The organism is Herbaspirillum lusitanum (assembly GCF_046025995.1).
In the GTDB taxonomy this organism is placed as follows: domain Bacteria; phylum Pseudomonadota; class Gammaproteobacteria; order Burkholderiales; family Burkholderiaceae_D; genus Herbaspirillum; species Herbaspirillum lusitanum_A.
Genome location: NZ_JAQQFM010000005.1, coordinates 13,454 through 39,056, shown reverse-complemented (window position 1 = coordinate 39,056; position 25,603 = coordinate 13,454). Strand labels below are relative to the sequence as shown.

At 61.3% G+C, this 25,603-nt stretch carries 26 protein-coding genes; 18 read left to right on the top strand and 8 right to left on the bottom strand.

Going from position 1 to position 25,603, the window contains the following annotated elements:
- The 3 genes from PQR62_RS11495 to PQR62_RS11485 are packed head-to-tail and all read left to right on the top strand — an operon-like array spanning position 1 to position 3,361.
- Entirely contained in the window at positions 1-879 is an 879-nt protein-coding gene (locus PQR62_RS11495; protein ID WP_408157966.1) for an endonuclease/exonuclease/phosphatase family protein, read from the top strand.
- Entirely contained in the window at positions 876-1,667 is a 792-nt protein-coding gene (locus PQR62_RS11490) for an HAD-IIB family hydrolase (protein WP_408157964.1), read from the top strand. Before PQR62_RS11495 ends, PQR62_RS11490 begins: the two co-directional genes overlap by 4 nt.
- Complete coding sequence (locus PQR62_RS11485; protein WP_408157962.1) at positions 1,664-3,361, top strand: Na/Pi cotransporter family protein; 1,698 nt, start codon at positions 1,664-1,666, stop codon at positions 3,359-3,361. Before PQR62_RS11490 ends, PQR62_RS11485 begins: the two co-directional genes overlap by 4 nt.
- 89 nt (positions 3,362-3,450) lie before the next feature.
- Here the strand turns inward: PQR62_RS11485 and bamE are convergent, their stop codons facing one another.
- On the bottom strand, positions 3,451-3,906 hold the full coding sequence (gene bamE, locus PQR62_RS11480; protein WP_408157961.1) for an outer membrane protein assembly factor BamE domain-containing protein: 456 nt from the start codon (positions 3,904-3,906) through the stop codon (positions 3,451-3,453).
- 141 nt (positions 3,907-4,047) lie between these two features.
- Between bamE and PQR62_RS11475 the strand changes: the two genes are divergently transcribed.
- From PQR62_RS11475 to PQR62_RS11460, 4 genes are all read left to right on the top strand, one after another.
- Positions 4,048-4,248, top strand: coding sequence for a DUF3460 family protein (locus PQR62_RS11475; protein WP_408157959.1), 201 nt, complete (start codon positions 4,048-4,050; stop codon positions 4,246-4,248).
- A 12-nt stretch (positions 4,249-4,260) separates the two neighbouring features.
- Positions 4,261-5,124 carry a segregation and condensation protein A gene (locus PQR62_RS11470; protein ID WP_408157957.1) on the top strand — a complete coding sequence of 288 codons (864 nt, stop codon included), beginning with the start codon at positions 4,261-4,263 and terminating at the stop codon, positions 5,122-5,124.
- A gap of 105 nt (positions 5,125-5,229) precedes the next feature.
- A complete protein-coding gene (panC, locus tag PQR62_RS11465; RefSeq protein ID WP_408157955.1) occupies positions 5,230-6,069 on the top strand; it encodes a pantoate--beta-alanine ligase in 840 nt (279 codons plus the stop codon).
- Positions 6,070-6,209: 140 nt separating this feature from the next.
- The gene (locus PQR62_RS11460) at positions 6,210-7,049 is read left to right on the top strand and encodes a cobalamin-binding protein (RefSeq protein ID WP_408157953.1); all 840 of its coding nucleotides are present in this window, start codon (positions 6,210-6,212) and stop codon (positions 7,047-7,049) included.
- Positions 7,050-7,066: 17 nt separating this feature from the next.
- Here PQR62_RS11460 and PQR62_RS11455 read toward each other — a convergent pair whose 3' ends face one another.
- Positions 7,067-7,873 (bottom strand): ABC transporter ATP-binding protein, encoded by an 807-nt coding sequence (locus PQR62_RS11455; RefSeq protein ID WP_408157951.1) that lies wholly within the window; start codon positions 7,871-7,873, stop codon positions 7,067-7,069.
- Positions 7,870-8,853, bottom strand: a complete 984-nt coding sequence (locus PQR62_RS11450; protein WP_408157949.1) for a FecCD family ABC transporter permease — start codon at positions 8,851-8,853, stop codon at positions 7,870-7,872. Before PQR62_RS11450 ends, PQR62_RS11455 begins: the two co-directional genes overlap by 4 nt.
- 782 nt (positions 8,854-9,635) lie before the next feature.
- Between PQR62_RS11450 and PQR62_RS11445 the strand changes: the two genes are divergently transcribed.
- From PQR62_RS11445 to PQR62_RS11435, 3 genes are all read left to right on the top strand, one after another.
- The gene (locus PQR62_RS11445) at positions 9,636-10,379 is read left to right on the top strand and encodes a protein phosphatase CheZ (protein WP_408157947.1); all 744 of its coding nucleotides are present in this window, start codon (positions 9,636-9,638) and stop codon (positions 10,377-10,379) included.
- Positions 10,379-12,325 carry a chemotaxis protein CheA gene (locus PQR62_RS11440; protein WP_408157945.1) on the top strand — a complete coding sequence of 649 codons (1,947 nt, stop codon included), beginning with the start codon at positions 10,379-10,381 and terminating at the stop codon, positions 12,323-12,325. Before PQR62_RS11445 ends, PQR62_RS11440 begins: the two co-directional genes overlap by 1 nt.
- An 86-nt stretch (positions 12,326-12,411) precedes the next feature.
- The gene (locus tag PQR62_RS11435; RefSeq protein ID WP_408157943.1) at positions 12,412-13,332 is read left to right on the top strand and encodes an amino acid ABC transporter substrate-binding protein; all 921 of its coding nucleotides are present in this window, start codon (positions 12,412-12,414) and stop codon (positions 13,330-13,332) included.
- Positions 13,333-13,346: 14 nt separating this feature from the next.
- On the opposite strand, the gene PQR62_RS11430 is transcribed toward PQR62_RS11435, so the two are convergent.
- Complete coding sequence (locus tag PQR62_RS11430; protein WP_408157941.1) at positions 13,347-14,723, bottom strand: chloride channel protein; 1,377 nt, start codon at positions 14,721-14,723, stop codon at positions 13,347-13,349.
- A 61-nt stretch (positions 14,724-14,784) separates the two neighbouring features.
- Positions 14,785-15,726, bottom strand: a complete 942-nt coding sequence (locus tag PQR62_RS11425; RefSeq protein WP_408157939.1) for a CysB family HTH-type transcriptional regulator — start codon at positions 15,724-15,726, stop codon at positions 14,785-14,787.
- 147 nt (positions 15,727-15,873) lie between these two features.
- Here PQR62_RS11425 and PQR62_RS11420 point away from each other — a divergent pair, with 147 nt between their 5' ends.
- The 8 genes from PQR62_RS11420 (at position 15,874) to PQR62_RS11385 (ending at position 23,411) form a co-directional block, all read left to right on the top strand.
- Positions 15,874-16,647: a sulfite exporter TauE/SafE family protein gene (locus tag PQR62_RS11420; protein WP_408157937.1), complete on the top strand. Its 774-nt coding sequence runs from the start codon at positions 15,874-15,876 to the stop codon at positions 16,645-16,647.
- A 77-nt stretch (positions 16,648-16,724) separates the two neighbouring features.
- Positions 16,725-18,419 carry a nitrite/sulfite reductase gene (locus PQR62_RS11415; RefSeq protein WP_408157935.1) on the top strand — a complete coding sequence of 565 codons (1,695 nt, stop codon included), beginning with the start codon at positions 16,725-16,727 and terminating at the stop codon, positions 18,417-18,419.
- Complete coding sequence (locus PQR62_RS11410; RefSeq protein WP_408157933.1) at positions 18,412-18,936, top strand: DUF934 domain-containing protein; 525 nt, start codon at positions 18,412-18,414, stop codon at positions 18,934-18,936. Before PQR62_RS11415 ends, PQR62_RS11410 begins: the two co-directional genes overlap by 8 nt.
- Positions 18,937-19,035: 99 nt before the next feature.
- Complete coding sequence (locus tag PQR62_RS11405; protein WP_408157931.1) at positions 19,036-19,773, top strand: phosphoadenylyl-sulfate reductase; 738 nt, start codon at positions 19,036-19,038, stop codon at positions 19,771-19,773.
- A gap of 93 nt (positions 19,774-19,866) precedes the next feature.
- Complete coding sequence (gene cysD / locus PQR62_RS11400; RefSeq protein WP_408157929.1) at positions 19,867-20,802, top strand: sulfate adenylyltransferase subunit CysD; 936 nt, start codon at positions 19,867-19,869, stop codon at positions 20,800-20,802.
- Positions 20,802-22,142 carry a sulfate adenylyltransferase subunit 1 gene (locus tag PQR62_RS11395; RefSeq protein WP_408157927.1) on the top strand — a complete coding sequence of 447 codons (1,341 nt, stop codon included), beginning with the start codon at positions 20,802-20,804 and terminating at the stop codon, positions 22,140-22,142. The genes cysD and PQR62_RS11395 overlap by 1 nt, the downstream gene beginning before the upstream one ends.
- Before the next feature lie 18 nt (positions 22,143-22,160).
- Positions 22,161-22,934 (top strand): uroporphyrinogen-III C-methyltransferase, encoded by a 774-nt coding sequence (gene cobA, locus PQR62_RS11390; protein WP_408157925.1) that lies wholly within the window; start codon positions 22,161-22,163, stop codon positions 22,932-22,934.
- Between the two features lie 105 nt (positions 22,935-23,039).
- The gene (locus PQR62_RS11385) at positions 23,040-23,411 is read left to right on the top strand and encodes a tRNA-binding protein (protein WP_408157923.1); all 372 of its coding nucleotides are present in this window, start codon (positions 23,040-23,042) and stop codon (positions 23,409-23,411) included.
- A 44-nt stretch (positions 23,412-23,455) separates the two neighbouring features.
- Here the strand turns inward: PQR62_RS11385 and PQR62_RS11380 are convergent, their stop codons facing one another.
- Genes PQR62_RS11380 through lptG form a run of 3 tightly spaced genes read right to left on the bottom strand, consistent with a single transcriptional unit; the run spans position 23,456 to position 25,602 of the window.
- Positions 23,456-24,013 (bottom strand): TVP38/TMEM64 family protein, encoded by a 558-nt coding sequence (locus PQR62_RS11380; RefSeq protein ID WP_408157921.1) that lies wholly within the window; start codon positions 24,011-24,013, stop codon positions 23,456-23,458.
- A 28-nt stretch (positions 24,014-24,041) separates the two neighbouring features.
- On the bottom strand, positions 24,042-24,458 hold the full coding sequence (locus PQR62_RS11375) for a sirohydrochlorin chelatase (RefSeq protein WP_408157919.1): 417 nt from the start codon (positions 24,456-24,458) through the stop codon (positions 24,042-24,044).
- Between the two features lie 10 nt (positions 24,459-24,468).
- On the bottom strand, positions 24,469-25,602 hold the full coding sequence (gene lptG, locus PQR62_RS11370; protein ID WP_408157917.1) for an LPS export ABC transporter permease LptG: 1,134 nt from the start codon (positions 25,600-25,602) through the stop codon (positions 24,469-24,471).
- Between the last annotated feature and the right edge of the window lies 1 nt (position 25,603).

The window sequence follows — 25,603 nt, the reverse complement described above, 5'->3', positions numbered from 1 at the left end:
ATGAAACTACTGAGCTGGAATATTCAATGGTCGCGCGGCATCGACGGCAAGGTCGATCCCAGGCGCATCCTGCGCGATGCCCGCAACATGGGCGACTTCGACGTGCTGTGCCTGCAGGAAGTGGGCGCCAATTTTCCGGCGCCCGGTCTGGCCGGCAGCGCCGGTGAAAATCAGTTTGAAGACTTCGCGCGTCTGTTGCCCGACTTCACGCCGGTGCCGGTGGCAGGCGTCGATGTGCTGGGGCCGGACGGCGGCCGCCGCTGCTTCGGCAACATGATTCTGTCGCGCTATCCGGTGCTGCGGGTACTGCGTCATCAATTGCCGTGGCCGTTCGACGCCAGCGTGATCAGCATGCCGCGCACCTTGCTGGAAGTGACCCTCGATACGCCGCTCGGTCCGATCAGGGTGATGAACACGCATCTGGAATATTATTCCGCGCTGCAACGCAAGGCGCAAGTCGAGGCGATCCGCAGCTATCACGAAGAGACCTGTCTGCGCGCCGCGCATGAGCGCGTCAAGGACACGCGCGGCTCGCCGTATCACGCCTTTCCCCACGCGACCAAAACCATTCTGACCGGCGATTTCAACTTCCGTCCGGAAGACGCGATGCATGCGCGATTGCGCGATCCCTTCCGCGCCGCCGACGGTTCCGCGTCGCCGCATGTGCCGCGCCTGCACGATGCCTGGCAGCACCTGCACGGGAACCAAGCCCATCCGATCAATGTCGGTTTATATGACCGCAAACAATGGCCCGAGGCATTTACCTGTGACTTCATCTTCACCAGCGAAGACCTGTTGCCACAGATCAGATCGTTCTCGGTCGACAGCCATACGCGATCCTCCGACCACCAACCACAATTACTGGAGTTGCAACAATGAAGCCCCTGACCCAGATGCCTCGCGCTCAGGTCACCACCGTCTTTACCGACATCGATGACACACTGACGACCGAAGGAAAACTCAGCGCCACCGCCTACGATGCGCTGGAAGCATTGCAGCACGCCGGCTTGCGCGTGATCCCCGTGACCGGCCGCCCGGCCGGCTGGTGCGACCAGATCGCGCGGCTGTGGCCGGTGGACGGCATCATCGGCGAGAACGGTGCGCTGTACATGTGGCACGACCATGCGTCCAACAAATTGCGCACCCGCCATCTGCTGGATGAAGCGCGCCGCGCCGACAATCGCGCGCGCCTGATTGAAGTACGTGAGCAGATTCTGCGCGAGGTGCCCGGCTGCGCCGTGGCCTCCGATCAGTTCTGCCGCCAGTACGATCTGGCCATCGACTTTTGCGAGGACGTGGCGCCGCTCGCCAGGGACGAGATCGACCGCATCGTGAAAATCATGGAAAATGCGGGGATGACAGCAAAAATCAGTTCCATCCACGTCAACGGCTGGTTTGGCGACTACGACAAACTCAGCATGGCGCGCCTCATGATGCAGGAGCGCTACGGCGTTGATCTCAGCGATGACGACGAAATCAATCGTTGCGTGTTTGCGGGCGACTCGCCCAACGATGCGCCGATGTTCGCCTACTTCCCCTTGTCGGTCGGCGTCGCCAACGTCATGGAGTTCGCCGACCGGCTGACGCATGCGCCCCACTTCATCACCGCTCAGCCCTGCGGCGCCGGTTTCGCCGAGCTGACCCAACATTTGCTGGCGCGCCAATGATCACACTGCTGCATCTGATGTCGGCGCTGGCATTGCTGGTGTGGGGCACGCATATTGTCCGCACCGATGTGCTGCGCGTGTACGGCGCGCAGCTGCGCCGTATTCTGAGCACCAGCATCACCCGCCGCAGCATGGCGTTCACCGCCGGCGTCGGCGTCACCAGCCTGGTACAAAGCAGCAACGCCACCGCCGTGATCGTCTGCTCGTTCGTCGCACAGGGATTGGTCGGACTAACGCCCGCGCTGGCCATCATGCTGGGCGCCGATGTCGGCACCGCGCTGATGACCGGCGTTCTGAGTTTCGATCTTTCATGGCTGTCGCCGCTGCTGATTTTCTCCGGCGTGGTGGTGTATCTGTCGCGCCGTCATACCTCCATCGGACGTCTGGCGCGCGCCGTGATCGGCCTCGGTCTGATCCTTCTGGCGCTGGAAATGATCAGCGCCGCAACACGGCCGATGATGGCGGCAGCCGGCATCAAGGTGCTGTTCTCCTCGCTGACCGGCGACATCATGCTCGATGCCCTGATCGGCGCGCTGTTCGCGATGCTGACCTATTCCAGTCTGGCCGCGGTGCTGCTGGCGGCGACGCTGGCCACCTCCGGCGTGATTTCGCTCAAGGTGGCTTTATGCCTGGTGATCGGCGCCAATCTCGGCAGCGGCATCATGGCGCTGATCAGCGCCGCCAGCCAGAATGTGGCGGGCCGCCGCGTAGCGCTGGGCAGCATGCTGTTCCGCCTGAGCGGCGCCGTCATCGCGCTGCCGCTGATCAATTTCCTCGAAGTCTGGATTGCCTATCTGACCACCGACCTGCGCTTCGGCGTGGTGGCCTTCCACGTGATTTACAACACCGTGCGCTGCTCGCTGCTGCTGATGCTGGTGGAGCCGATGTCGCGCCTGTGCGTGCGCCTGCTGCCGGATCGAGAGCTGGACGACGACGGTGTGCATGCGCGCCACCTCGACCCGGCCGCCATCGATACGCCGACGCTGGCGCTGGCGAATGCCTCGCGCGAAGTGCTGCGCATCGGGGACATCATCGAAAAAATGCTCAACAGCCTTTTGCTGGTGATTCGTGAAAACGATACCATCCGCGCCACCCAGATCCGCAAGCTGGATGACGACGTCGACAAGCTGTACACCGAGCTGAAAATGTACCTGGCGCGCGTCTCGCGCGAAGAGCTCAACGCCAAGGAAGTGCGGCGCTGGACCGACATCATCACGCTGACCATCAATCTGGAACAGGCCGGCGACATCATCGTGCGCATCGTCAAGGGCGTGGAAAGCAAGAAGATTGCGCCGCAGCGCACCTTTTCGGCGGCCGGCATGCAGGAAGTCTGCGAGATGCACGCGCGCCTGGTGACCAGCCTGCAGCTGGGCTTGTCGGTATTTCTGGAAGGCGATCTGCGCAGCGCGCAAAAATTGCTCGCGGAGAAGGAATCCTTCCGCGATCTGGAGCGTGCCTACGCCAAGACTCACCTGGTGCGTCTGGCCGGCCAGACCCAGCAAAGCATAGAAACCAGCTCGCTGCATCTGGACCTGATCAGCGACATGAAGCGCATGCATTCGCTGTTCTGCTCGACCGCCTATTCGGTGCTGGACGAAGCCGGCATGCTGCGCAGAAGCCGCATGGATCCCGGCAGCAGCGCCGCCGAAGTCATGCTCGATGAGCGCAGCGGCGACTATTCGCACCCACCTTGAATTGCCCTGTTTTTTGAAGGAAGCCTTGCGCCAACGCAGGGCGGGATGAGACCGCAATTGCCAGCCGCTTACTTAAGGCAAAGCCCCGATCAATGTCCCGAAATTTCGGAAATCGAGGTTCTTGCGACCTGTGTGCTGTTCAGGTCGAAATGCACGTTGAACAGACGTTGCTCGTGGACGTCGATATATTTCCAGTCCCAGACTTCTTCATTCTTGCGCGCGAACTGCATCACGCTGCGCGGCCGGCCCAGCAGACGCCGCACTTCGGCCTGACTCATGCCCGGCAACACTTTTGAAAAGTTGTCGCTCGTCAACACCTGGCGGTAATCGATCAGCGTACCCAGCGGGTTGATGGCGAACATCCAGGTGCGCACGCCCTCCGGCCCTTTCGGGTACTCCAGCGTGTGGGCGCCGTGGCCATCGTCCCAGACGGTATCGGGCTCGCCCATGATCTTGCGCACCTCGGCTTCGCTCGAAACACCCTTCTGCAACTGGTCCAAACCGAACTCCTCTATGGGGTTGCCGTTGCGGTCGCAACCGAACATTGTCACAGCGGCAAGCACAGCGCCGGCTGCCGAAAGCGTTTTTCGAATAAGGTCAGGGAGCTGTATATTCATGGCGGCTTGATTATCACCGATAAAGACAAGGTAAAATAAGGTCCGTTTCAATCCAGGCCTGAAAATATCATGTTCGCCAAGAAGATCACCTACGTATCCGAGATCACTCAGTTCATCGCCGAACTGAAGCAAAAGAATCCTTCGCTGGAAGAACAGCAACGCGCCGGCCGCGCCCTGCTGTGGGACAAGGCTCCGATCGATCTGGACAAGAGCGCCCGCGACAAGGACTCACGCGTGGCGCAACAGCCCTACGTTTATCAGAACCACTAAGACCTCCCAGGCATGACCGCACACGCCGGACATTCTTCCGACGCCTCCAGCATTTCCCCTGACGGACATCCGGACACCACGCCGGATGTCATCGATGGCGTCGCGCTCGCCAAGCTGTATGGCGAGCCGCTGTTCCAGATGCCCACCGATCTGTACATCCCGCCGGATGCGCTGGAAGTCTTCCTCGAAGCCTTCCAGGGTCCGCTGGATCTGCTGCTCTATCTGATCCGCAAACAGAACTTCAACATTCTCGACATCCCGATGGCGCAGGTCACCCTGCAGTATCTGGAATACGTGGAACAGATCCGCAAGCAGAATCTGGAACTGGCGGCGGAATATCTGCTGATGGCCGCGATGCTCATCGAGATCAAGTCGCGCATGCTGCTGCCGGCCAAGAAGGTCGACGCCGGCGAAGAGGCGGAAGATCCGCGCGCCGAGCTGGTGCGCCGCCTGCTGGAATACGAACAGATCAAACTGGCCGCGCAGGAACTGGATGCGCTGCCGCAGGTCGGCCGCGACTATGTGCGCACCCAGATCTATGTCGAACAGACCGTCGTCACGCGCTGGCCGGACGTCGACATGGACGACCTCAAATCGGCCTGGGCCGACGTGCTCAAGCGCGCCAAACTCACCGCGCACCACCACATCAGCCGCGAAGAACTCTCCGTGCGCGAGCACATGACCGGCATTCTGCGTCGTCTGCAATCGGCGCGCTTTGTCGAGTTTTCCGACCTGTTCGATCCCATGCGCGGCGTACCCGTGGTCGTGGTCAACTTCATCGCCCTGCTCGAACTGGCGAAAGAAACCCTGATCGAAATCACCCAGGCCGAGGCCTTCGCGCCCATCTATGTCAGACTTTCCTACTCGCCGAGCTGAGCGAGCGCCTGTCGGCATATCAGCCTGTTGCAGCCTGCCGAGCACGGCGACTGATACAGCCTGACCATCACCTATCCGAATACTCAAGAGACAGCAGAGACTCGCATGAAAATCATTTCCTCCATTGAAGAACTCCGCGACCATCTGCGCGGCCAGCTGCGCACCGCCTTCGTCGCCACCATGGGCAATCTGCACGAAGGCCATCTGTCGCTGATGCGCCTGGCGCGCACCCACGGCGATCCGGTGGTGGCTTCGATCTTCGTCAATCGCCTGCAATTCGGCCCCAACGAAGACTTCGACAAGTACCCGCGCACCTTCCAGAACGACGTCGAAAAACTGGAAAAGGAAGGCGTCTACGTGCTCTTCGCGCCGACTGAAAAAGACATGTATCCGGAACCCCAGGAATACCGCGTGCAACCGCCGGACGGCCTCGGCAACATCCTCGAAGGCGAATTCCGCCCGGGCTTCTTCACCGGTGTCTCGACCGTGGTGATGAAGCTGTTTTCCTGTGTGCAGCCGCGTGTGGCGGTGTTCGGCAAGAAGGATTATCAGCAGCTGATGATCGTGCGCAACATGGCGCGGCAGTTCGCGCTGCCGACCGAAATCATCGGCGCCGAAACCTTCCGCGCCGATGATGGCCTGGCGCTGTCCTCGCGCAATGGCTATCTGTCCAGCGACGAACGTGAAGAAGCACCGGCGCTGTACCGCGCATTGAATCAGGTCGCCGATGAAGTACGCGGTGGTCGCCTCAACACCTCCGACATCGAAAAAGCGGCGATGGACGTGCTGGCGCAGCGCGGCTGGCAACCGGATTACATTTCCATCCGCAAGCGCATCGACCTGCAGCCGCCTTCGGCCGGGGACATGGCGCAAGGCGAAAAGCTGGTGGTGGTGGCCGCCGCCAGGCTGGGCAAGACCCGCCTGATCGACAATCTGGAAATCTGATGCCGACGCCGGCCTTGCTCCGGCTTCAGTCCGCATCCGGCGGGCTGCGCACATCAGTTCAGCCGACTCTCCGCTGCTTGTTCAAGGCTTATTGGCGCAGGTCGCGCAGGTTGGCGCTGACACTGCTCTGTCTGACGAGCATGCTGGCAATGCCAGGTGCATGGGCTGAGACCGCGCCCATCGTGGTCACGGATGACCAGGGCAATGAAATCCGCTTGCCGCAAGCCGCGCAACGCATCGTCAGTCTCTCGCCGCACACCACCGAAATGCTGTTCGCGGCAGGCGCCGGTGCGCGTCTGGTCGGCGTCAGCAATTACAGCGACTATCCGGCCGCCGCCAGACAGATCGCCTCGGTCGGCAGCATCAATGCGCTCGACCTGGAAAAAATCCTCACCTTGAAACCCGACCTGGTGGTGGCCTGGCACAGCGGCAACAAGGCCAGCCAGGTGGCGCGCCTGCGCCAGTTCGGCATCCCGGTCTTTGAAAGCCAGCCACAGGATTTCGAGACCATCGCCAGCTCGCTGGAGCGCCTCGGCCGGCTGAGCGGCACGCAGGCGGAAGGTGCAACAGCCGCTGCCGGATTCCGCCGCCGCTGGCAAGGCCTGCGTCAGAAATACGCGGAGCGGCGCCCGGTCAGCGTGTTCTATCAGATCTGGAGCCAGCCGCTGATGACGCTCAACGGCCGGCACATGGTGTCCTCGGTCCTGCGCCTGTGCGGCGGCAGCAACATCTTCGCCGAGCTGCCGCAACTGGCGCCCACCATCAGTGTGGAAGCGGTGCTGGCGGCCGATCCCGAAGTCATCCTCACGCCCAGCGACGCCAAGGATCAGCCACTGGAACGCTGGCGCCAATACGGCCGCCTGCAAGCGGTTACCAAACAGCATCTCTATGTCGTGAATGCCGACTGGCTAAACCGCGCCGGGCCACGCATTCTGGATGCCACCGAGCAGGTTTGCGGTCTGCTGGAGAAGGTGCGCTAGGTCGGATTGCCCTGCAATCAGCGAGCGAGATAGACGGCTCCCTGCACCGTCTCCACGCGCTCAAACCCGCTACCGAAAACGCGCTCCAGATTGGCGACATTAAGCACATCCGCAACCCGGCCCTGCCAGCACTCGCCCTCGCCCAGCAGCAGCGCATGCGTGGCGAAACGCGCTGCGAGGTTGATGTCGTGACAACTGGCGATCAGCGCCTTGCCTTGCTGTTCGGCCAGCGTGCGCAGGAAGCGCATCATCGTCATCTGCGCCGGGATGTCCTGATGCGAGGTCGGCTCATCCAGCAACAATAGCTCCGGCGCTTGCGTGAGCAAAGTCGCCAGAGCGACGCGCTGGCGCTCGCCGCCGGACAAGTGCAGCACGTCGCGTTGCGCGTGCTGCTGCATGTTGAGCGCGGCCAGGGCGGCCAGCGCGACGCGGCGATCCTGCTCGTTGTTGCCCCAGGACGAACTGTCGCGCCAGGGAAATCGGCCGGCCAGCACGGTGTCGATAACCGAACTGGAAAAAGTATCGATCTGATGCTGTTGCAAGAGGCCACGCACACGCGCCAACTCGTGCGGCGTGATGGCGTCCAGCGCCTTGCCATGCAAATGAATGCGGCCGCCGGCAGGCTGAGCCAGGCCGGCCACCACATTCAGCAGACTGGTCTTGCCGGCGCCGTTGCGGCCGAGCACGCACCAGAACTGGCCGGCACTGACCTCCCAGTTCAAGGCCTCGATCAAGGGGCGCTGTGCGTGCTGAATGCGTAATTGCCCGGTGCGCAAAAGTGCAGTCTGGTGAAACTTGCTGGCGGAATTTATAACGGTGTTCATGCGCGGCTCCTCGCCAGCAGCCACAAAAACAACGGCACGCCCACCAGCGCGGTGATGACGCCCACCGGCAACTGCGTGGGCGCAACCACGGTGCGCGCGAGCAAATCGGCCAGCGTCAATGCGGCGCCGCCGCCCAGCACCGCAGCCGGCAGCAACAAGCGCTGATCATTGCCGACCAACAGCCGCAAAGCATGCGGTACCACCAGACCGACGAAGCCGATGGTGCCGGCCATGGCGACTGCGGCAGCGGTCGCCAGCGAGGCAATACACAGGCTCATCACGCGCAGGCGCAGGACCGGCACGCCGAGCAACTGGGCGAAACTCTCGCCGCGCGCCAGCAAATTCAGTTGCGCCGCATGCAGCACCGCCCAGACCAGCGCCAGCAGCAGCACGACGGCGGCAATCGGCAGCAGGCGCGCATCGTCCAGATCGCCGATCAGCCAGAACACCATGCCGCGTAGCTGACTGTCCGGCGCAATCGACAGCGCCAGCGAAATCAGGGCGCCGAAGCCGGCCGCCAGCATGACGCCGGTCAGCAGCAGGCGCTGGCTGCTCAGCAAAGGGGAAAGCGCCAGATGCCGCAAGGATTGACGCACCAGCCCGAACAGCAACAGCACCGCCAGCGCCGCGCCGATTGCGGCGCCGACGGCGGCAATGCCATTGCTGGAAATGCCCAAGCGCGCTGCCGCCAGCAAGGCCAGCAAAGCGCCTGCGGCGGAACCGCCCGACAAACCCAATACATAAGGATCGGCCAGCGGATTGCGCAGCAGCACCTGCATCAGCGCACCGGCCAGCGCCAACAGCGCGCCGACGGTGAATGCAGTCAAGGCGCGCGGTACGCGCAGGGACAGCAGCAAGCCGATCGAATCGGCTGACGACGACGGCCGCAGACATCCGGTGCTGCCGCATAGCGCGGCGGCACTCAAGGCCAGCAAAGCCAGCAACAGCAGCAGAGACAGCAGCCATATCATGCGTCGCATCGTGGGCCGATCATGGTGAAGGGGAGGATGAATGGCTGAAAGTCGGATGCTCGCCGACGCGGCGTGCGTGTGGAGACAATCAGGAGTCATCGCGGGCGCTGAATTTTACCGTGTGCCCGCTTTACGGATAAATGCTGGCGCGGCATGCGAAGGCCTGAGAATAACTGCTGCGGGCTCTCAGATAAGAAAAGTCTCGTGCCTGTCTTCCCGTCAATGGGCATGCTTCTTGCAAATGACTTCTTTGCAATAACTTGCCATTTCGACAGTGGTATCCGGGATGGTTTGCCAGCGCCGCGGCTGTCGATCGCAAAATGGCCGCCGGCATCAAAACGGCGCCATTGTATGCAACTGCCCAGACAGGAGCAACTGGACGGGCAATTGCCGATGGCAAAATGAAGTGCCATACAGTAATATTGCCCGCTACAAATATTCGAATACATTTGAGGGGTCGATTGCCGGGTAAATCGGAACAAATGGGGAAATTCAATCGCTTTTTACCCGATAGGGGCTTCTGGTCGCGGCTTATACTCCTCGCAACAGGATCGGTCCGCCCTTTTTTTGCTTCCCCGGGATGCGGCAACGCGCCATCGGGCAAGGTCGTTCCCAAATGTGCTTCAGACTTGGGAAGATTCTGCCGTTATGCATGTAATCAGTGAGTTCAGCCAGAAAGGAACTACCGCCCCAGCCGCCTCATAAGCCCATGCATTCCAAGTGACGACGACCATTTCCGCCGCCGGCGCGAACATATATAACGCATCCACCCGTAGGGAGAAACAGAGATCATGAGCGACGATCTAGATTTAGAGGCCTTGTTCGACGAAATTTCCGCCAAGAGCATTCCGGCGGCCACTGCTGACGGTGCAGCTGCTGCAACTCCCGCTGCAGCAGCCCCTGCTGCCGGCGATGATGAAGATCTGACTGCAAAACCGATGTACGAACGCCTGGGCGGCATCGTGCGTCTGCTGCACGATTCGATGCGCGAACTGGGTTACGATCGCTCGCTGACCGACGTCGCGCTGCAGATCGGCGACGCCCAGGGGCGCCTGGAGCACATCGCCACGCTGACCGAACAAGCGGCCAACAAGGTGCTCAATGCCTTGGATTCTGGCATGCCGGCGCAGGATAAGCTGTCGGCCCATGCCAAGGACATCAACGATCGCTGGGCCCGCCTGTATGCCGGCCAGATGAACATCGACGAATTCAAGAGCCTGGCCGGCGATTCGCAAAAACTCTCTGTAGCCGTACTGGAATCGACCGAAGTCGAAAAAGCCCGCATGCTTGAAATCATGATGGCGCAGGACTTCCAGGACATCACCGGCCAACTGATCAAGAAAATCGTCGCCATCACCAATATTGCTGAGCGCGAGCTGGCCCAGTTGCTGCGCGACAACGCGCCGCCTGAAGTCAAGGCGCTGATGGAAGAGAAGGCCGAAAAACCGGTTGAACTGATGAACGGCCCATCCGCGCCTGGCGCGGCAATGGCTCAAAACGATGTGGATGACTTACTCGACAGCCTGGGGTTCTAATGGATGACGAAATGCTCAAGGATTTTGTCGTTGAGGCGTTGGATCTGGCGACCAACGTTGAAGAGCATCTGCTGACGCTTGAACGACATCCCGACGATCTGGAAATTCTGAATGCGGTTTTTCGCGCATTCCACACCATCAAGGGCGGCGCCGGTTTCGTGAACCTGCCGGCCATGGTTTCAGCCTGCCACCTGACTGAGAACCTGTTCGATGCACTGCGCACCGGCAAGGCTCAGGTCACGCCGCTGGCCATTGAAGCGGCGCTGCAAGCCAGCGGTTTCGTGGCTGACCAGCTGACCGAATTGTCCAACGGCGCCGATCCGGCCAGCCTGGCCTCGATGCCGGCCGACCTGAAAGACATCCTGACCCAGGCCATCGAAGGCAAGGCTGAAGAGGCTGCACCCGCTGCTGCTGCTCCTGCTCCTGCGCCGGTTGCCGCGGCTCCCGTCGCCGCACCGGTAGCATCGGCTACGGCGGCGGTTGCCGGCAATGGCCCTGCCAATAACGCCAGCGTCATGAAAGACGGTCAACTGGATTGGGATGCCTTGTATCAGGCTGTGACGCAAACCGGCAGCACCGACAGCGCGGTCGCGAATGTGATCGCCGCCGCCGAAGCCGCCGCCGCCGAACCGGCTGCAGCATCGGCTTCAGGTCATCCGAAATCCTTGCCGTCCGCCGATCCCAAACCTGCTGCAGCTGCAGCCCCCGCGGCGGCGCCTCCAGCACCCGCCCGCCGCGCCAGCGATAACGCACCCGGCAAGGAAGAAAGCATCCGGATTGATGCCGGTAAACTGGACGCCCTGCTGGAAGTGGCCGGCGAATCGGTGCAGGCCGCCAATCAGGCTGCCGTGCTGCTGGAAAAACTGCAGCAGTTCAAGTTCGAAGGCACAGCCGCCGCGCTGATGTCGACGCTGGCCGAAACGCTGGGCCGCGCCTCGCGCTACTCCAGCGAATTGCAGCGCGCGACCTTGTCGACCCGCATGCAGCCGGTCGGTCGTCTGTTCCAGAAATTCCCGCGACTGGTGCGCGAACTGGCCAAGGATCTTGGCAAGGACGTGGATCTGGCGATCTCAGGCGCCGAAACCGAAGTTGACCGCGTGGTGGTGGACAGCCTCTACGATCCGCTGGTGCACATGCTGCGCAACTCGCTGGATCACGGCATCGAAACCGATCGCATCAGCGCCGGCAAGTCGAATAAGGCGACCATCTCGCTCAAGGCATGGCAGGAAGCCAGCAGCGTCATGATCGAAGTGTTCGACGACGGCAAGGGCATGGATCCTGAAATGTTGCGCAGCAAGGCACTGGCCAAGGGTCTGATCGGCGAGCATCAGGCGCTGACCGCAGATGAGTCGCTGCAACTGGTGTTCCTGCCCGGCTTCTCGACCAAGGAAGTGGCTTCCAGCGTGTCCGGCCGCGGCGTCGGCATGGACGTGGTGAAGACTGCGGTGGAAAAGCATCGCGGCACCATCCGCATCGATTCCACACTGGGCGTCGGTACCCGTTTCTCTATCCGTCTGCCGATCGAACTGTCGATCATCCCGACCATGCTGGTGCGTTGCGCCGGCGCAGCGCTGGCGCTGCCGATGGCGGTGGTCGAGCGTGTGGTCGAGCTGCCGGACAACTTCGACGAAGTCGGCGGCGCCCCGGTGCTGCGCGACCAGGGTCGTCCGTTGCCGGTGCATTCGCTGGCCGGCGTGCTTGGCTACGAGCCGGGCAATGAACGCGTCGGCATCGTGATGGCGGTTCCGCATCCTTATATTCTGGGTGTGGAAGCGGTGGAAGGCACTGCCGACCTGGTGATCAAGCCGCTCACGGCCATCCATACCAACGGCATCACCGGCACCGCCCGTTCCGCAGAAGGCGAACTGGTGCTGGTGGTCGGCCTGTCATTCCTGCTGGACGGCTGCCGTGCAACCAACCGGGCGGCGGCGGTGGCGCAGGTCTGAACGAAATGCGCTCAGGCGCAATCGTCGGATCCGGCCAGCGCGCTCGCGCCCCCATGAACATCCCGCAATGGCTCAGGCGTTGCGGGATGTTTTTTTATATCGCCCACCAACAGACCTCGCTGCTGCGCGGCGCAGGCTTATGTCTGCTGGCGCTGAGCGCACACGATCTCCACGCGCAAACACAGTCCGAAACGCTGCGCCACATGCGCGAAACGCGCACCATCGTGCTGGCGTATCGCGAAGGCCTGTTGCCGATTTCCGGCATGGATGCCAACCGCCAGACCACCGGTTATGCCCTGGAGCTTTGCCTCAGAATTGCCGAAGCCACGCGTCTGCAACTGAAGCTGCCGCAACTCAAAGTGGAGTATCTCGCGGTAGACGGCAACAATCGCTTCACCGCACTGACCGAACGCCGGGCCGACATCGAATGCGGCAACACGACCAATAGTGCACAGCGCCGCGAAAAATATGCGTTCAGCCAGCCCCATCTGTTCGCATCGACGCGCATGCTGGTGCGCGCCGACAGCGGCATCCGCAACTGGCCCGATTTGCTGAACAGACGCGTGGCCGTGCTCAAAGGCGGCACGGCCGTGCCGCAGGTGCGCAGGCGCAGCGAACTGCGCGCGCTCAATATCACGCTGGCGGAGGTGAACTTGCTGAGCGAAGCCATCGCCATGCTGCAGGATGGCCGTGTCGATGCTGTGGTTGCCAGCGATGTATCGCTGCTGGGCCGGCGCGCAGAAATGCCGCGGCCGGAAACCTATATCGTGACCGGCGAAGCGCTGTCGGTGGAGCAATACGGTCTGATGATGCGCAAGGAAGATGTGGACTTCAAGCAGATCGTCAATCGCGAACTGGTGCGTCTGTTCGACAGCGGCGAGATCTATCGCATCTACGACCGCTGGTTCATGCAGCCGATAGACGCGCGGCATGCATCGCTGAATCTGCCGATGAGCCCGCTGCTCAAGCAGGCGATACGTTTTCCGAGCGACAAGGCGCTGGACTGAGACGGATGCCCGCTTCAGCCAGCCGACTTCCGATCGGGGTCTGATGGAGATGCAGGATCAGTTGCCGGCGGATGCGCATATTTAGTATGCGCGGCATAGCGTTCCGACAGCGCCTCATACAAAGGCGGCGCAAAGAAGCGCGACACGCGGCTCGCCAGCAAGGCGGTCGCCATCAAGGAGATTACCAGCGCGTGACCGTTGATCATTTCCATCACGATCACGAAAGCGGTAATCGGCGACTGCGTCACGGCCGCCAGATAACCGACCATCGCCAGCGCAATCAGCAGCGGCAGCGAGATGTCGCCGAACAGCATGTGCAGCACATTGCCGAAGCCAGCGCCGATCGACAAGGACGGCGCGAAAATCCCGCCCGGTATCCCCGGCAGATAAGAACCGATCATGGATGCCAGCTTGGCCAGCGGATACAGCGCCGACAGGTGCTCCTGTCCGGTCAGCAAACCCTTGGCTTCGACATAGCCGCTACCGAAAGTGGCGCCGCCGGCGATGACGCCGATCACCGCTACGATCAGGCCGCACAGCGCGCCGAAGAGCACCGGACGTTCAGCCCGCAAGCTGCGCAGCGGCGCCGGAATCCAGCGCTGCGTATTGAGCAGCAGCCAGCAAAAGATGCCGCCGGCCACACCCATCAGGATGCCGCAGGTCAGTACCGCGATCACCATTTCGCGCATGGTGTCGGGGCCGGCGGTGATGGCGCCGAAATAGGTGTAATTGCCGTTGAGGCCGAGTGCGACCACGCCGGCGAAGATGATGGTGGTGATGACGATGCCGCTGGCGCGCTGCTCGAAACTGCGCGACAGCTCTTCAATCGCAAACACGATGCCGGCCAGCGGCGTATTGAAGGCCGCCGACAGGCCGGCGGCGGCGCCGGCCAGGATCAGGCGTTTTTCAAGGATGGCGCTGGGGCGAGGGTAAAAGCGCCGCATGTTGTACATCAGGGCGGCGCCGACCTGCACCGTCGGGCCTTCGCGGCCGATGGTGAAACCGCCCAGAATGCCGAGGAAGGAAACGCCGATCTTGCCGGCCACGATGCGCAGCGACAGCAACTTCGGGCCCAGCGTCGAACTGCGTTCGCCCTGCTCGCCCAATGTCGCGATGACTTGCGGAATCCCGCTGCCCTCGGCGCCGGGGAAATACTTGCGGGTCAGCCATACGCACAGCGCGCTCATGGCCGGCGTCACGATCAGCGGCAGCCAGGAATGACGGTGTTCCATTTTCTGGAACAGCTCGAAGCCGAGATCGATCAGGCGTGCGTACATGACGGCGATCAGCCCCGTGATCACGGCGCCGGTCCACAAAATACCGTATTGCAACCAGAAACGGCGCGCATGGCGCAGGGTTTTGCCATGCAGGCCGAACAGCAGGTTCTTCATCAGTGCATCTTCCTTAACGCCTCCCGGGCCTGCCCGGGAGGATTCTCTACATTTACTGTGACTACAGTTCGTACATATCCTTCTCGCCTTCCATCACCTGCCCGATCAGCTTGCGGTTGAGGGTCGGCGCCAGCAATTCGATGAAGGTGTAAACATAACTGCGCAGATAGGCGCCCTGCTTGAGCGCCACACGCGAGACATTGGTGCCGAACAGATGGCCGGCGGTCAGCATGCGCAGATTGCGGTCGCGCTCGGCGTCGAAGGCCATGCCGGCGATGATGCCGACGCCCATGCCGAGTTCGACATAGGTCTTGATGACGTCGGCATCGATGGCTTCCAGCACGATGTCCGGTTTCAGGCCGCGCAGCGAAAAGGCATGATCGATCTTGCTGCGGCCGCTGAAAGCGGCATCATAAGTGATCAGCGGAAAGCTGGCGATTTCTTCCAGCGTCAGGGTTTTGGCGCTGAGCAAGGGATGATCAGCCGGCACCACCACCACGTGTTCCCACTGGTAACACGGCAAGGAAACCAGGCCTTCGCCCGAGGCCAGCGCTTCGGTGGCGATGGCGATATCGGCCTGGTCGTTGCGCACCATTTCGGTAATCTGCTTGGGATTGCCTTGCAGCAAGGACAAATGCACCTTGGGATATTTCTGGGTAAAAGCCTGCACCACTTTGGGTAGCGAGTAGCGCGCCTGGGTATGGGTGGTGGCGATGGTGAAGCTGCCGCTATCGTGCGCGGCGAATTCCTTGCCGATGCGCTTGAGGCCGTCGACCTCCTGCATGATCAGTTCGACCGACTTCAATACCGCGCGACCGGGTTCGGTCAGGCCGCGAATGCGCTTGCCATGACGTGTGAAAATGTCGACGCCCAGTTCTTCTTCCAGTTCGATAATCGCCTTGGAGACGCCCGGCTGCGACGTATACAGCGCCTTGGCGGCTTCGGTCAGATTGAAATTCTGACGTACCGCTTCACGCACGAAACGGAATTGATGGAGATTCATGAAAGTCTTTCGGTAGCCGATTGCTCAGCAGCATGGCTCAGCAATCTCATTTGCATATGCCATAGGCGCATATAAGCAAATAAATACTATGTAGTTTGGTTTGAAACATTAGTTTATTACGATTCAACGTCTTATGGGCGAGGTGTTATGACTGTTTCTTATGTAGTGAGCGGATTTGCTGTCGGATTACTGGTCGGATTGACCGGGGTCGGCGGCGGCTCGCTCATGACGCCCTTGCTGACGCTGCTGTTCGGCATCCACCCCAGCGTCGCGGTCGGCACCGATCTGGCGTTTGCGGCAGCCACCAAGACTGCCGGCACCTTCGCCCACCGTTTCAAGGGCACCGTACGCTGGGATATCGTGCGCGCGCTGTCTTACGGCGCCTTGCCGGCAGCCCTGATTACCACTTTGTCGCTCAAGCATTTCGGCGCGATCAGCGACGAGATCAGCGGCATCATCCGTTATTCGATTGCCATCTCGGTGTTCCTCACCGTGATTGCATTGCTGTTTAAAGCTAAACTTCAGGCTTGGCTGAATGCCCACCCGGAACGGCAACTGCAAGGCGCGCAACTGCGCAATGCAACCATTCTGGCCGGTGCAGTGCTCGGCACGCTGGTGACGATCTCTTCGATCGGCGCCGGCGCAGTCGGCGCAACCTTGCTGGTGCTGCTCTACCCCCGTCTTTCACCGGCTGAAATCGCCGGCACCGACATCGCCTACGCGGTGCCGCTGACGGCAATTGCCGCACTCGGCCACTGGTGGCTGGGATCGATCAACTGGGAGCTGCTGGCAATGCTGCTGCTGGGTTCACTGCCGGGTATCACCATCGGTTCGCTCGCAGCGCGGGCGGTACCGGAGAAATTCTTGCGTGGCCTGCTGGCAATTACGCTGACGAGCGTTGCCGTGAAACTGATTTGGTAGGCTGATTTTTCATCAATAGTGAGTCAGGCGTCAGCCCGCAACACAAGACTCCGCTAAGACGTTACAGGGACCTAAAGATGTACCGCTATGACCAATACGATCATCAGATCGTCAAAGAGCGCGTTGCCCAATACCGTGATCAGGTGCGCCGCCGCCTGTCCGACGAACTGATCGAAGAAGAATTCCGCATCCTGCGTCTGCAAAACGGTCTGTACCTGCAACGCCATGCCTACATGCTGCGCATCGCCGTGCCTTACGGTCTGCTGGCATCGAATCAGTTGCGCAAGTTCGCCGAGATCGCGGTCAAGTACGATCGCGGCTATGGTCACTTCACGACGCGCCAGAACATTCAGTTCAACTGGATCAAGCTGGAAGAATCGCCGGACATCCTGGCCGAACTGGCCAGCGTCGAAATGCATGCGATCCAGACTTCCGGCAACTGCATCCGCAACACCACTTCGGACGAACTGGCCGGCGTCGCCGCCGATGAAATCGTCGATCCGCGTCCTTACGCCGAACTGATCCGCGAGTGGAGCACCTTCCACCCCGAGTTCGCCTATCTGCCGCGCAAGTTCAAGATCGCCATCAGCGGTTCCGAGCAGGATCGTGCCGCCACTGCGGTGCACGACATCGGTCTGCACGTGATCCGCAACGAAGCCGGCGAAGTCGGCTTCCGCGTGATGGTGGGCGGCGGCATGGGCCGCACCCCGATTCTGGGCAGCCAGATCCGCGACTTCCTGCCATGGCAGCACGCCATGTCGTATCTGGAAGCGATTCTGCGCGTGTACAACCAGTACGGCCGTCGCGACAACATCTACAAGGCGCGCATCAAGATTCTGGTCAAGGCCATCGGCCCTGAAGAATTCGGCCGTCAGGTCGAGGAAGAATGGGCCCACATCAAGGACGGCCCGTCGACGCTGACCGAAGAAGAACTGCAACGCGTGGCGCAATACTTCACCGCGCCGGCTTACGAAACGCTGCCGGCCGGCGATGCCGAGTTCGAACGCCTGAAGGCAGAGGACAAGGGCTTCTCCAACTGGCTGCTGCGCAACGTCAAGCCGCACAAGGTGCCGGGTTACGCTGCAGTGGTGCTGTCGCTGAAGAAGACCGGCGTGCCGCCGGGCGATATCACTGCCGAACAAATGACGTTCGTGGCCGATCTCTCGGACCGTTACAGCTTCGGCGAACTGCGCGTGACGCACGAGCAGAATCTGGTGCTGGCCGACGTCAAGATCAGCGAACTGCACACGCTGTGGAAAGAAGCCAAGGCCAAGGGCCTGGCGACGCCCAACATCGGCCTGCTGACCGACATCATCTGCTGCCCCGGCGGCGATTTCTGCTCGCTGGCGAACGCCAAGTCGATTCCGATTGCGCAAGCCATCGCGGAACGCTTCGACAACATCGATTACCAGCACGACATCGGCGACATCGAACTGAACATCTCGGGCTGCATCAACGCCTGCGGTCACCACCACGTCGGCAACATCGGCATCCTGGGTGTCGATAAAGACGGCGCCGAGTGGTATCAGGTGTCGCTGGGCGGTGCTCAGGGCAATCAGTCCAGCATAGGCAAGATCATCGGTCCATCGTTCTCGGCGCATCAGATGCCGACCGTGATCGACCGCCTGATGCAGGTCTACGTCAAGCAGCGCACTGAAGATGAACGCTTCATCGACACCGTGCGCCGCATCGGCGTGACGCCGTTCAAGGAATTCGTTTATGCCACGCCGATCAAGGCGGATCACGCAGTAGGAGAAGACGCTCATGCCTGAGATCATCAAGAACAAGACCGTCGTCGGCGACGACTGGCAACTGCTGCGCCTGGCCGAAGACCAGACCCCTGACAGCGTGCCGCTGCCCGCAGGAAAAGTCGTCGTGCCGCTGAAGGTATGGGAAGCGCAACGCGCCGCCTTGCAGGGGCGCGCCGAGCTCGGCGTCTGGTTCGCCAGCGACGAGCGGCCGGAAGCGCTGAAGGACGATCTGGCGCACTTCAAGCTGATCGCGGTGGACTTTCCGAAGTTTGCCGACGGCCGTGGTTATTCCATCGCCTACAACCTGCGCGCCCGCCTCGGCTACACCGGCGAATTGCGCGCCATCGGCGATGTGTTGCGCGACCAGTTGTTCTACATGCAGCGCGTCGGCTTCGATGCCTTCGCGGTGCGCGCCGACAAGAACATCCACGACGCACTCAAGGGCCTGACCGATTTTTCGGAAAAATATCAGACCTCGTGGGACGAAAAGAATCCGCTGTTCCGCCGCGTCAAGCGCAGCGCGGTGACCGCGGACTGAAGTTCAGCAACACATAGCAACACCGTCATTTGCAGCAGCAATGCCTGCCGCCTCAGTGAACTGATGCGGCAGGCCGGAATAAAGAAAAAGGGCAACATCATGTCGAACCAGGCTTTGCAGGATCTCATCGCAAAAACCCAAGCGACGCTGGAACTGATCGCGGCGCACTACGCGCCCTCGGTGTTCGCTTCCAGCATGGCGGCGGAAGACATGGTGCTGACCGACCTGATCCTGCGCGGCAAGCTGCAGGACAAGATCAGCATCTTCACGCTGGAAACCGGACGTCTGCATCAGGAAACCCTGGGCATGCTGGACCGCATCCGCGAGACCTACGATTACGAAGTCACGCCCTATCGCCCGCAGCCGCAAGCGGTTGAGCAATATGTGCAGGCGCATGGCCGCAATGCGTTTTACGACAGCGTGGAACTGCGCAAGGAATGCTGCCACATCCGCAAGCTGGAGCCGCTCAATCGCGCGCTGAAAGGCAATGCTTCGTGGGTCACCGGCCAGCGCCGTGCTCAATCGGTGACACGCGCCGAACTGCATGTGCAGGAACGCGACGAGGCGCACGACATGCAGAAATTCAATCCGCTGGCGGACTGGTCGGAGCAGGACGTGTGGGACTACATCCGCGCCAACGACGTGCCTTACAACCCGCTGCACGATCAGGGTTTTCCCTCGATCGGCTGCGAGCCCTGCACGCGCGCGATTCAGCCCGGCGAAGATGTACGCGCCGGCCGCTGGTGGTGGGAAAACCCGGACTCCAAGGAGTGTGGTCTGCACGTGGTGGACGGCAAGCTGATCCGCATCAAGTCGCATGCGGCGGAAAGCGCCTGAAGCCTGCAAGCGTCAGCTATCTACAGCAATTAAAAGCAAGATCAAAAAGCCAATCGGCTATTCGCAATACAGAGAGCACACAGAGGTCGTTCTATGAACACAGTGGTAGAAAACATTTTCCTGGACAAGGCCAGCAGCCGCCATCTCGACTGGCTGGAATCGGAAGCCATTCACATCATGCGTGAGGTCGCCGCCGAGTGCAGCAACCCTGCCCTGCTGTTTTCCGGCGGCAAGGATTCTGTGGTGCTGCTGCGCATCGCCGAAAAGGCTTTCCGCCCGGGCAAGTTCCCCTTCCCTCTGGTGCATATCGACACCGGCCACAACTTCGCCGAAGTGATCGAGTTCCGCGATCGCCGCGCCGCCGAACTGGGCGAGCGTCTGGTGGTGCGCTCGGTGGAAGATTCGATCAAGCGCGGCACCGTGCGCCTGCGCAATCCGCAGACCGATTCGCGCAATGCGGCACAGGCCGTGACGCTGCTGGAGACGATAGACGAATTCAAGTTCGACGCCTGTATCGGCGGTGCGCGCCGCGATGAAGAAAAAGCGCGTGCCAAGGAACGCATCTTTTCTTTCCGCGATGAATTCGGCCAATGGAACCCGAAAGCCCAGCGTCCCGAACTTTGGGACTTGTACAACACCCGCGTGCATCCGGGTGAAAACATGCGGGTGTTCCCGATCTCCAACTGGACCGAGCTGGATGTCTGGCAATACATCGCCCGCGAAAAGCTGGAACTGCCCTCGATCTACTTTGCGCACGAACGCGACGTGATCCCGCGCAATGGCCTGCTGGTGCCGCTGACCGATCTGACGCCGGCGCGCGAAGGTGAAACCGTGGAACGCCAGGTGGTGCGTTTCCGCACCGTCGGCGACATCTCCTGCACCTGCCCGGTATCGTCGGACGCGGGCACGGTCGCGGCCATCATCGCCGAGACTGCCGTGACCCAGATCACCGAGCGCGGCGCGACCCGCATGGATGACCAGACCTCCGAAGCATCGATGGAAAAACGCAAGAAAGAAGGATATTTCTGATGAACGCCGCAGTCGCTGAACACAACCCGAATACGGCCGCCGGCGCCGATGCAAATCAAAACGAACGCGGCCTGCTGCGCTTCATCACCGCCGGTTCGGTGGATGACGGCAAGAGCACGCTGATCGGCCGCCTGCTGTTCGACAGCAAGGGCATCTTCGCCGACCAGCTGGACGCCATCTCGCGCGCCAAGCACAAGCGCACCGTAGGTGACACCGTCGATCTGTCGCTGCTGACGGACGGTCTGGAAGCCGAGCGCGAACAAGGCATCACCATCGACGTCGCCTATCGCTACTTCGCCACGCCCAAGCGCAAGTTCATCATTGCCGACACCCCGGGCCATGAGCAGTACACCCGCAACATGGTGACCGGCGCCTCCACGGCCGATGCCGTGATCATTCTGGTCGACGTCTCCAAGGTCAAACTAGGTGACGACGGGAGCGTCGAACTGCTGACCCAGACCAAGCGCCACTCGACCATCGCGCATCTGCTTCAGATCGAGCACGTGATCGTCGCGGTCAACAAGATGGATCTGGTGAATTATGACGAAACGGTCTACACCCGCATCGTCGGCGCCTATCAGGAATTCGCACAGCAATTGGGCCTGAAGGATGTGCATCCGATCCCGCTGTCAGCGCTGGTGGGCGACAACGTCGTCACCGAAAGCGCCAGGATGCCCTGGTACAAGGGCCCGACCCTGATCGAATTGCTGGAGTCGCTATCGGTCTACGAAGATGCGCATGAGGAGCCGCTGCGCTTCCCGGTGCAACTGGTTGCGCGCCACAACGGCCACGAAGCAAACGACTTCCGCGGCTACATGGGCCGCATCGAAGCCGGCAAGGTCAGGAAAGGCGACAGGATCAGCGTGCTGCCGGGCGGCCAGAGCGCCACCGTCAAGGACATCCTGACGCTGGACGGCTCGCTGGAATCGGCCCGGGCCGGCCAGTCGGTGACGCTGCTGCTGGACGAATACCTGGACATCTCGCGCGGCGACATGCTGGCTTCGGCCGAGCAGCCGCCGGCAGCGCTCAAGGCGATCACCGCCGATCTGTGCTGGCTGTCGGAAGACACGCTGGATCCGCGCCGCAAGTACTGGCTCAAGCACACCACCAAACAAGTGGCGGCGCGCGTGTCCAGGGTCGATACCTTGCTGGACATCAACACCCAGCAACGCCATCCGGCCGAGACGCTGAAGCTCAACGACATCGCCCGCGTGTCGCTCAATCTGCAGCAGGCGATTGCGGCCGATTCGTATGAAGCGATCCGCACCACCGGCGCCTTCATTCTGATCGACGAAGTCACGCATCAGACCGTGGCCGCTGGTATGATTCGCCTCGACTAAACTCTTACCTCCCCGGTCATGGCCACCGATCCGGCAGCACCCTCTGCAGCACACCAGGCGCACTTTCCTTCCGACACATCTTCCCCGGCACAACCGGGCAAGGTGTATCTGATCGGCTCCGGCCCCGGCGCCGCCGATCTGCTGACGGTGCGCGGCGCGCGCCTGCTGGCGCTGGCCGAAATCGTGCTGCACGATGCCCTGGTGACCGATGAAATCCTCGACTTGTGTCCGCAGGCCGTGAAGGTATCGGTCGGCAAGCGCAGCGGCCAGCGCTCCACCGCGCAGGTCGAGATCAATGAGAAGCTGGTCGCCAGCGCCCAGGAATATCGCATGGTAGTGCGCCTCAAGGGCGGCGACCCGATGCTGTTCGGCCGTGCCGACGAAGAATTGCGCGCGCTGGAAGCCCACAACATCCCCTACGAAATCGTGCCGGGCATCACCGCCGCGCTGGCTGCCGCCGCCTCGGCCAAACGTCCGCTGACGCGGCGCGGCGTCGCCCGCAGCGTGTCGCTGTTCACCTCCAGCACGGCGCCGGATCAGCCCAACGAAGTGATCATGCCCAACGGCGATACGCTGGTGCAGTACATGGGCGGCCGTGAAGCCACGGCGACCGCGCGACGTCTGCTGCAACTGGGTTATGCGCCGACCACGCCGGTGGTGGTGGTAGAAAACTGCAGCCGCGAGAATGAACACATCCTGCATCTGCAACTGAGCGGTCTGGAACAAGGCCTGATCCAATGCAGCGGGCCGGTGCTGGTGATGATAGGCGAGGCGCTGGCGGGTCGCGATTGAGCCGCGTCAGCAGGCCGAATCAACTTGCGCCGGGCCTGAACCCCGATCCACACGCGCACCGGCTCTTGCTATCATTCCGGCTTTGCATTCTCTTCAAAGCCCATCATGCATCTCCTGCACGACGTCAATGCGCCTGCCGCAGCCGCCACCGATTTCGATACCTTTCTGAAAGTCGATATCCGCATCGGCACCATCGTTTCCGCGGAAGCGTTTCCTGAAGCACGCAAGCCCGCCTTCAAGCTGAGGATCGATTTCGGTGCCGGCATTGGCATCCGTCAGAGCAGCGCCCAGATTACTGCGCATTACCAGCCGGAAGCGCTGATTGGACGCCAGATTGCAGCGGTCGTGAATTTTCCCCCGCGCCAGATCGGCAAGTTCATGTCGGAAGTGTTGACGCTGGGATTTCCTGACGCCGCAGGCGAAGTGGTGCTGTTCAGACCGGATCAGGCGGTGCCCAACGGCGCCAGGCTATTCTGAAAAACAGAGCGCAATTGAGATCTGACTTACTGGGTTCACTGCGCTCACTGCCAGTGCAGTACGCGCGCCAGATAGTCGAAGAACAGGCAATAGAGTGTGATCGGCAGCGGCAGGCCGATCAGCGTTCCCAGCAGATAGGGACGGAAGCCGACGCCGGACAGCGCCAGCGCATAGTTGATGGTAGGCATGGTCTGGAACACCACGCGCAGCGAAGAAATGCAGGTCACCGGATGGCTGTCGAGTATCTGCAGAATCCGGCGCGCGTAGCGATTCCGGATTTCATGCAAGAAATCGCCGCCGATCAGGCGGATCACGAAATAGGTGATCACACAGGACAGTGTTGCCGCCACATAGGTCACCATCCCGCCCCAGACTTTACCCAAGGCCAGCACTGCCGCCGCCAGAAAAATCCAGCCGGGAATGTGCAAGAGATTGCCGATGCAAAACAGCACGATGTAAATCGCCAGACCGCGCCACAGGTTTTCCTCCAGCAGGCGATGAATGTATTCGGCATTGAAATTGGCACGCATGCCGGACCATTCGAGCAGCCCCAGCAAAGCCGCCAGAAACAGCACCAGCAGAATGATCCGTTTGTAGCGCAAATCCTGCCTCCCTGATGGATGGGACCGACTAGCCGAGGTCGACCGCCGACACGCAGTATTGCGCAATCGCCTGCAGCACGGCGGCATTTTCGCCCACCGCTTCGCTGACGCGCATGGCCACGTCAGGATGCGCCAGCTTGACCTGCTCGACCAGCGCCGGCAGATCACGGCGCACATGTCCGCCCTGCCCCAGAAACACCGGTACCAGCGTGATGTCTTCCACGCCCTGGGCCACCATCTGCGCGCTCAATGTGTGCAGATCGGGCTGCATCAGTTCAAGAAAAGCCAGTGCCACCTGCATCTGCGGCAAGGCAGTCTGCGTAAGTTCGCGCAGGCGTTTGAAGGGCTCGGCCCAGGCCGGATCGCGCGCGCCATGGGCGAACAGGATCAGGCCGCGCAGCGGTGGGAAATGGGCATCAGGAAGCGGGCTGGCGGGAAGTGTCATGATGGCCGCCTCAATTGCGCTCGACCCAGCGCAGCGCCACGATTGCCATCAGCATGAACAACACGCTGGGCAATGCGGCGGTGACCAGGGCGGGCCAGGTGTTGAGCAAGCCGATATGCGAAAACAGGCTGTTGATCAGCTGAAAGGCGACGCCGATCATGATGCCGGTGAAAATCTTCAGGCTGACGCCGCCGGCGCGGAAATGCAGATAGGCGAAGGGCAAGGCCAGGGCCAGCATCACGAAAATAGAGAGCGGGTAGACGATCTTCTTCCAGAACGCGATTTCATAGCGCTCGGTGCGCTGGTTATTGGCTTCCAGATGCTTGGTGTAGGCGCGCAGATCATAGGCCGACATACGGTCGGGATCGGCAAACAGCACCGACAGAATCTCAGGCGTCACTTCCGAAATCATGTTGCGCGTGGCCAGCTTCTCGGTCTTGACCGGCTCGGTGATCTTGCGATCTTTATTGCCGTCGGCGAAGTCGCTCATCAGCACATTGCTGAGCTTCCATTCGTGATTGCCGAGATAATCGCCGCGCTCGGCGGTAATCATCTGCGCCAGATGGAACTCATTGTCCAGCTCGTAAATCTTGACGCCATCGAGGCGGCCATCCGGCTGCAGGGCCTGGATGTTGATGAAGCGCGTGCCGGTGACATTGCCCTCCATGCCATTGTCCTTGATCACATCCTTGGCCCACATGCCCGAACGGAACTGCGAGGACAGCGAGGAGCCCTGCGCTTCCAGCTTGAGTTTCTGCGCCAGCTCGGTGGCCTTGGGTGCGACCAGCTCGCCGAACAGAATCGTCATGATGGCGAAACCGATGCCGATGCGCCCCAGCACCTTGGCCGTCATGCGGGTCGACATGCTGGACACGCGCATGATGGTGAATTCGGAACGCGCCGCGAATTGCGACAAGGTGTAGATGGTGCCGATCAGCACGGCAATCGGCATCAGCTCATACACATTGCCGGGCAAACCCATCACCACGAACAGCACCGCCTGCTGCAATTTGTAGCCGTTGCGGCCTACCGATTCCAGCTGCCCCATCAATTCAAAGAAGGCGAACAGCGCCAGAAACGCGGCCAGTGCAAACAGCACCGAGCGCGTGATTTCAGTGGTGAAATAACGTTGTATGACTCTCATC

Coding starts and splice junctions, on each gene's coding strand:
- PQR62_RS11420 (WP_408157937.1), top strand. CDS start 15,874: ATGACTGTTTCTTATGTAGTGAGCGGATTTGCTGTCGGATTACTGGTC.
- PQR62_RS11415 (WP_408157935.1), top strand. CDS start 16,725: ATGTACCGCTATGACCAATACGATCATCAGATCGTCAAAGAGCGCGTT.
- PQR62_RS11455 (WP_408157951.1), bottom strand. CDS start 7,873: ATGAACACCGTTATAAATTCCGCCAGCAAGTTTCACCAGACTGCACTT.
- lptG (WP_408157917.1), bottom strand. CDS start 25,602: ATGAGAGTCATACAACGTTATTTCACCACTGAAATCACGCGCTCGGTG.
- PQR62_RS11490 (WP_408157964.1), top strand. CDS start 876: ATGAAGCCCCTGACCCAGATGCCTCGCGCTCAGGTCACCACCGTCTTT.
- PQR62_RS11445 (WP_408157947.1), top strand. CDS start 9,636: ATGAGCGACGATCTAGATTTAGAGGCCTTGTTCGACGAAATTTCCGCC.
- PQR62_RS11475 (WP_408157959.1), top strand. CDS start 4,048: ATGTTCGCCAAGAAGATCACCTACGTATCCGAGATCACTCAGTTCATC.
- cobA (WP_408157925.1), top strand. CDS start 22,161: ATGGCCACCGATCCGGCAGCACCCTCTGCAGCACACCAGGCGCACTTT.
- PQR62_RS11405 (WP_408157931.1), top strand. CDS start 19,036: ATGTCGAACCAGGCTTTGCAGGATCTCATCGCAAAAACCCAAGCGACG.
- PQR62_RS11460 (WP_408157953.1), top strand. CDS start 6,210: ATGCTGGCAATGCCAGGTGCATGGGCTGAGACCGCGCCCATCGTGGTC.
- PQR62_RS11425 (WP_408157939.1), bottom strand. CDS start 15,726: ATGAATCTCCATCAATTCCGTTTCGTGCGTGAAGCGGTACGTCAGAAT.
- PQR62_RS11495 (WP_408157966.1), top strand. CDS start 1: ATGAAACTACTGAGCTGGAATATTCAATGGTCGCGCGGCATCGACGGC.
- panC (WP_408157955.1), top strand. CDS start 5,230: ATGAAAATCATTTCCTCCATTGAAGAACTCCGCGACCATCTGCGCGGC.
- PQR62_RS11450 (WP_408157949.1), bottom strand. CDS start 8,853: ATGCGACGCATGATATGGCTGCTGTCTCTGCTGCTGTTGCTGGCTTTG.
- PQR62_RS11485 (WP_408157962.1), top strand. CDS start 1,664: ATGATCACACTGCTGCATCTGATGTCGGCGCTGGCATTGCTGGTGTGG.
- PQR62_RS11375 (WP_408157919.1), bottom strand. CDS start 24,458: ATGACACTTCCCGCCAGCCCGCTTCCTGATGCCCATTTCCCACCGCTG.
- PQR62_RS11435 (WP_408157943.1), top strand. CDS start 12,412: ATGTTTTTTTATATCGCCCACCAACAGACCTCGCTGCTGCGCGGCGCA.
- PQR62_RS11385 (WP_408157923.1), top strand. CDS start 23,040: ATGCATCTCCTGCACGACGTCAATGCGCCTGCCGCAGCCGCCACCGAT.
- PQR62_RS11430 (WP_408157941.1), bottom strand. CDS start 14,723: ATGAAGAACCTGCTGTTCGGCCTGCATGGCAAAACCCTGCGCCATGCG.
- PQR62_RS11440 (WP_408157945.1), top strand. CDS start 10,379: ATGGATGACGAAATGCTCAAGGATTTTGTCGTTGAGGCGTTGGATCTG.
- bamE (WP_408157961.1), bottom strand. CDS start 3,906: ATGTTCGGTTGCGACCGCAACGGCAACCCCATAGAGGAGTTCGGTTTG.
- PQR62_RS11410 (WP_408157933.1), top strand. CDS start 18,412: ATGCCTGAGATCATCAAGAACAAGACCGTCGTCGGCGACGACTGGCAA.
- PQR62_RS11395 (WP_408157927.1), top strand. CDS start 20,802: ATGAACGCCGCAGTCGCTGAACACAACCCGAATACGGCCGCCGGCGCC.
- PQR62_RS11470 (WP_408157957.1), top strand. CDS start 4,261: ATGACCGCACACGCCGGACATTCTTCCGACGCCTCCAGCATTTCCCCT.
- cysD (WP_408157929.1), top strand. CDS start 19,867: ATGAACACAGTGGTAGAAAACATTTTCCTGGACAAGGCCAGCAGCCGC.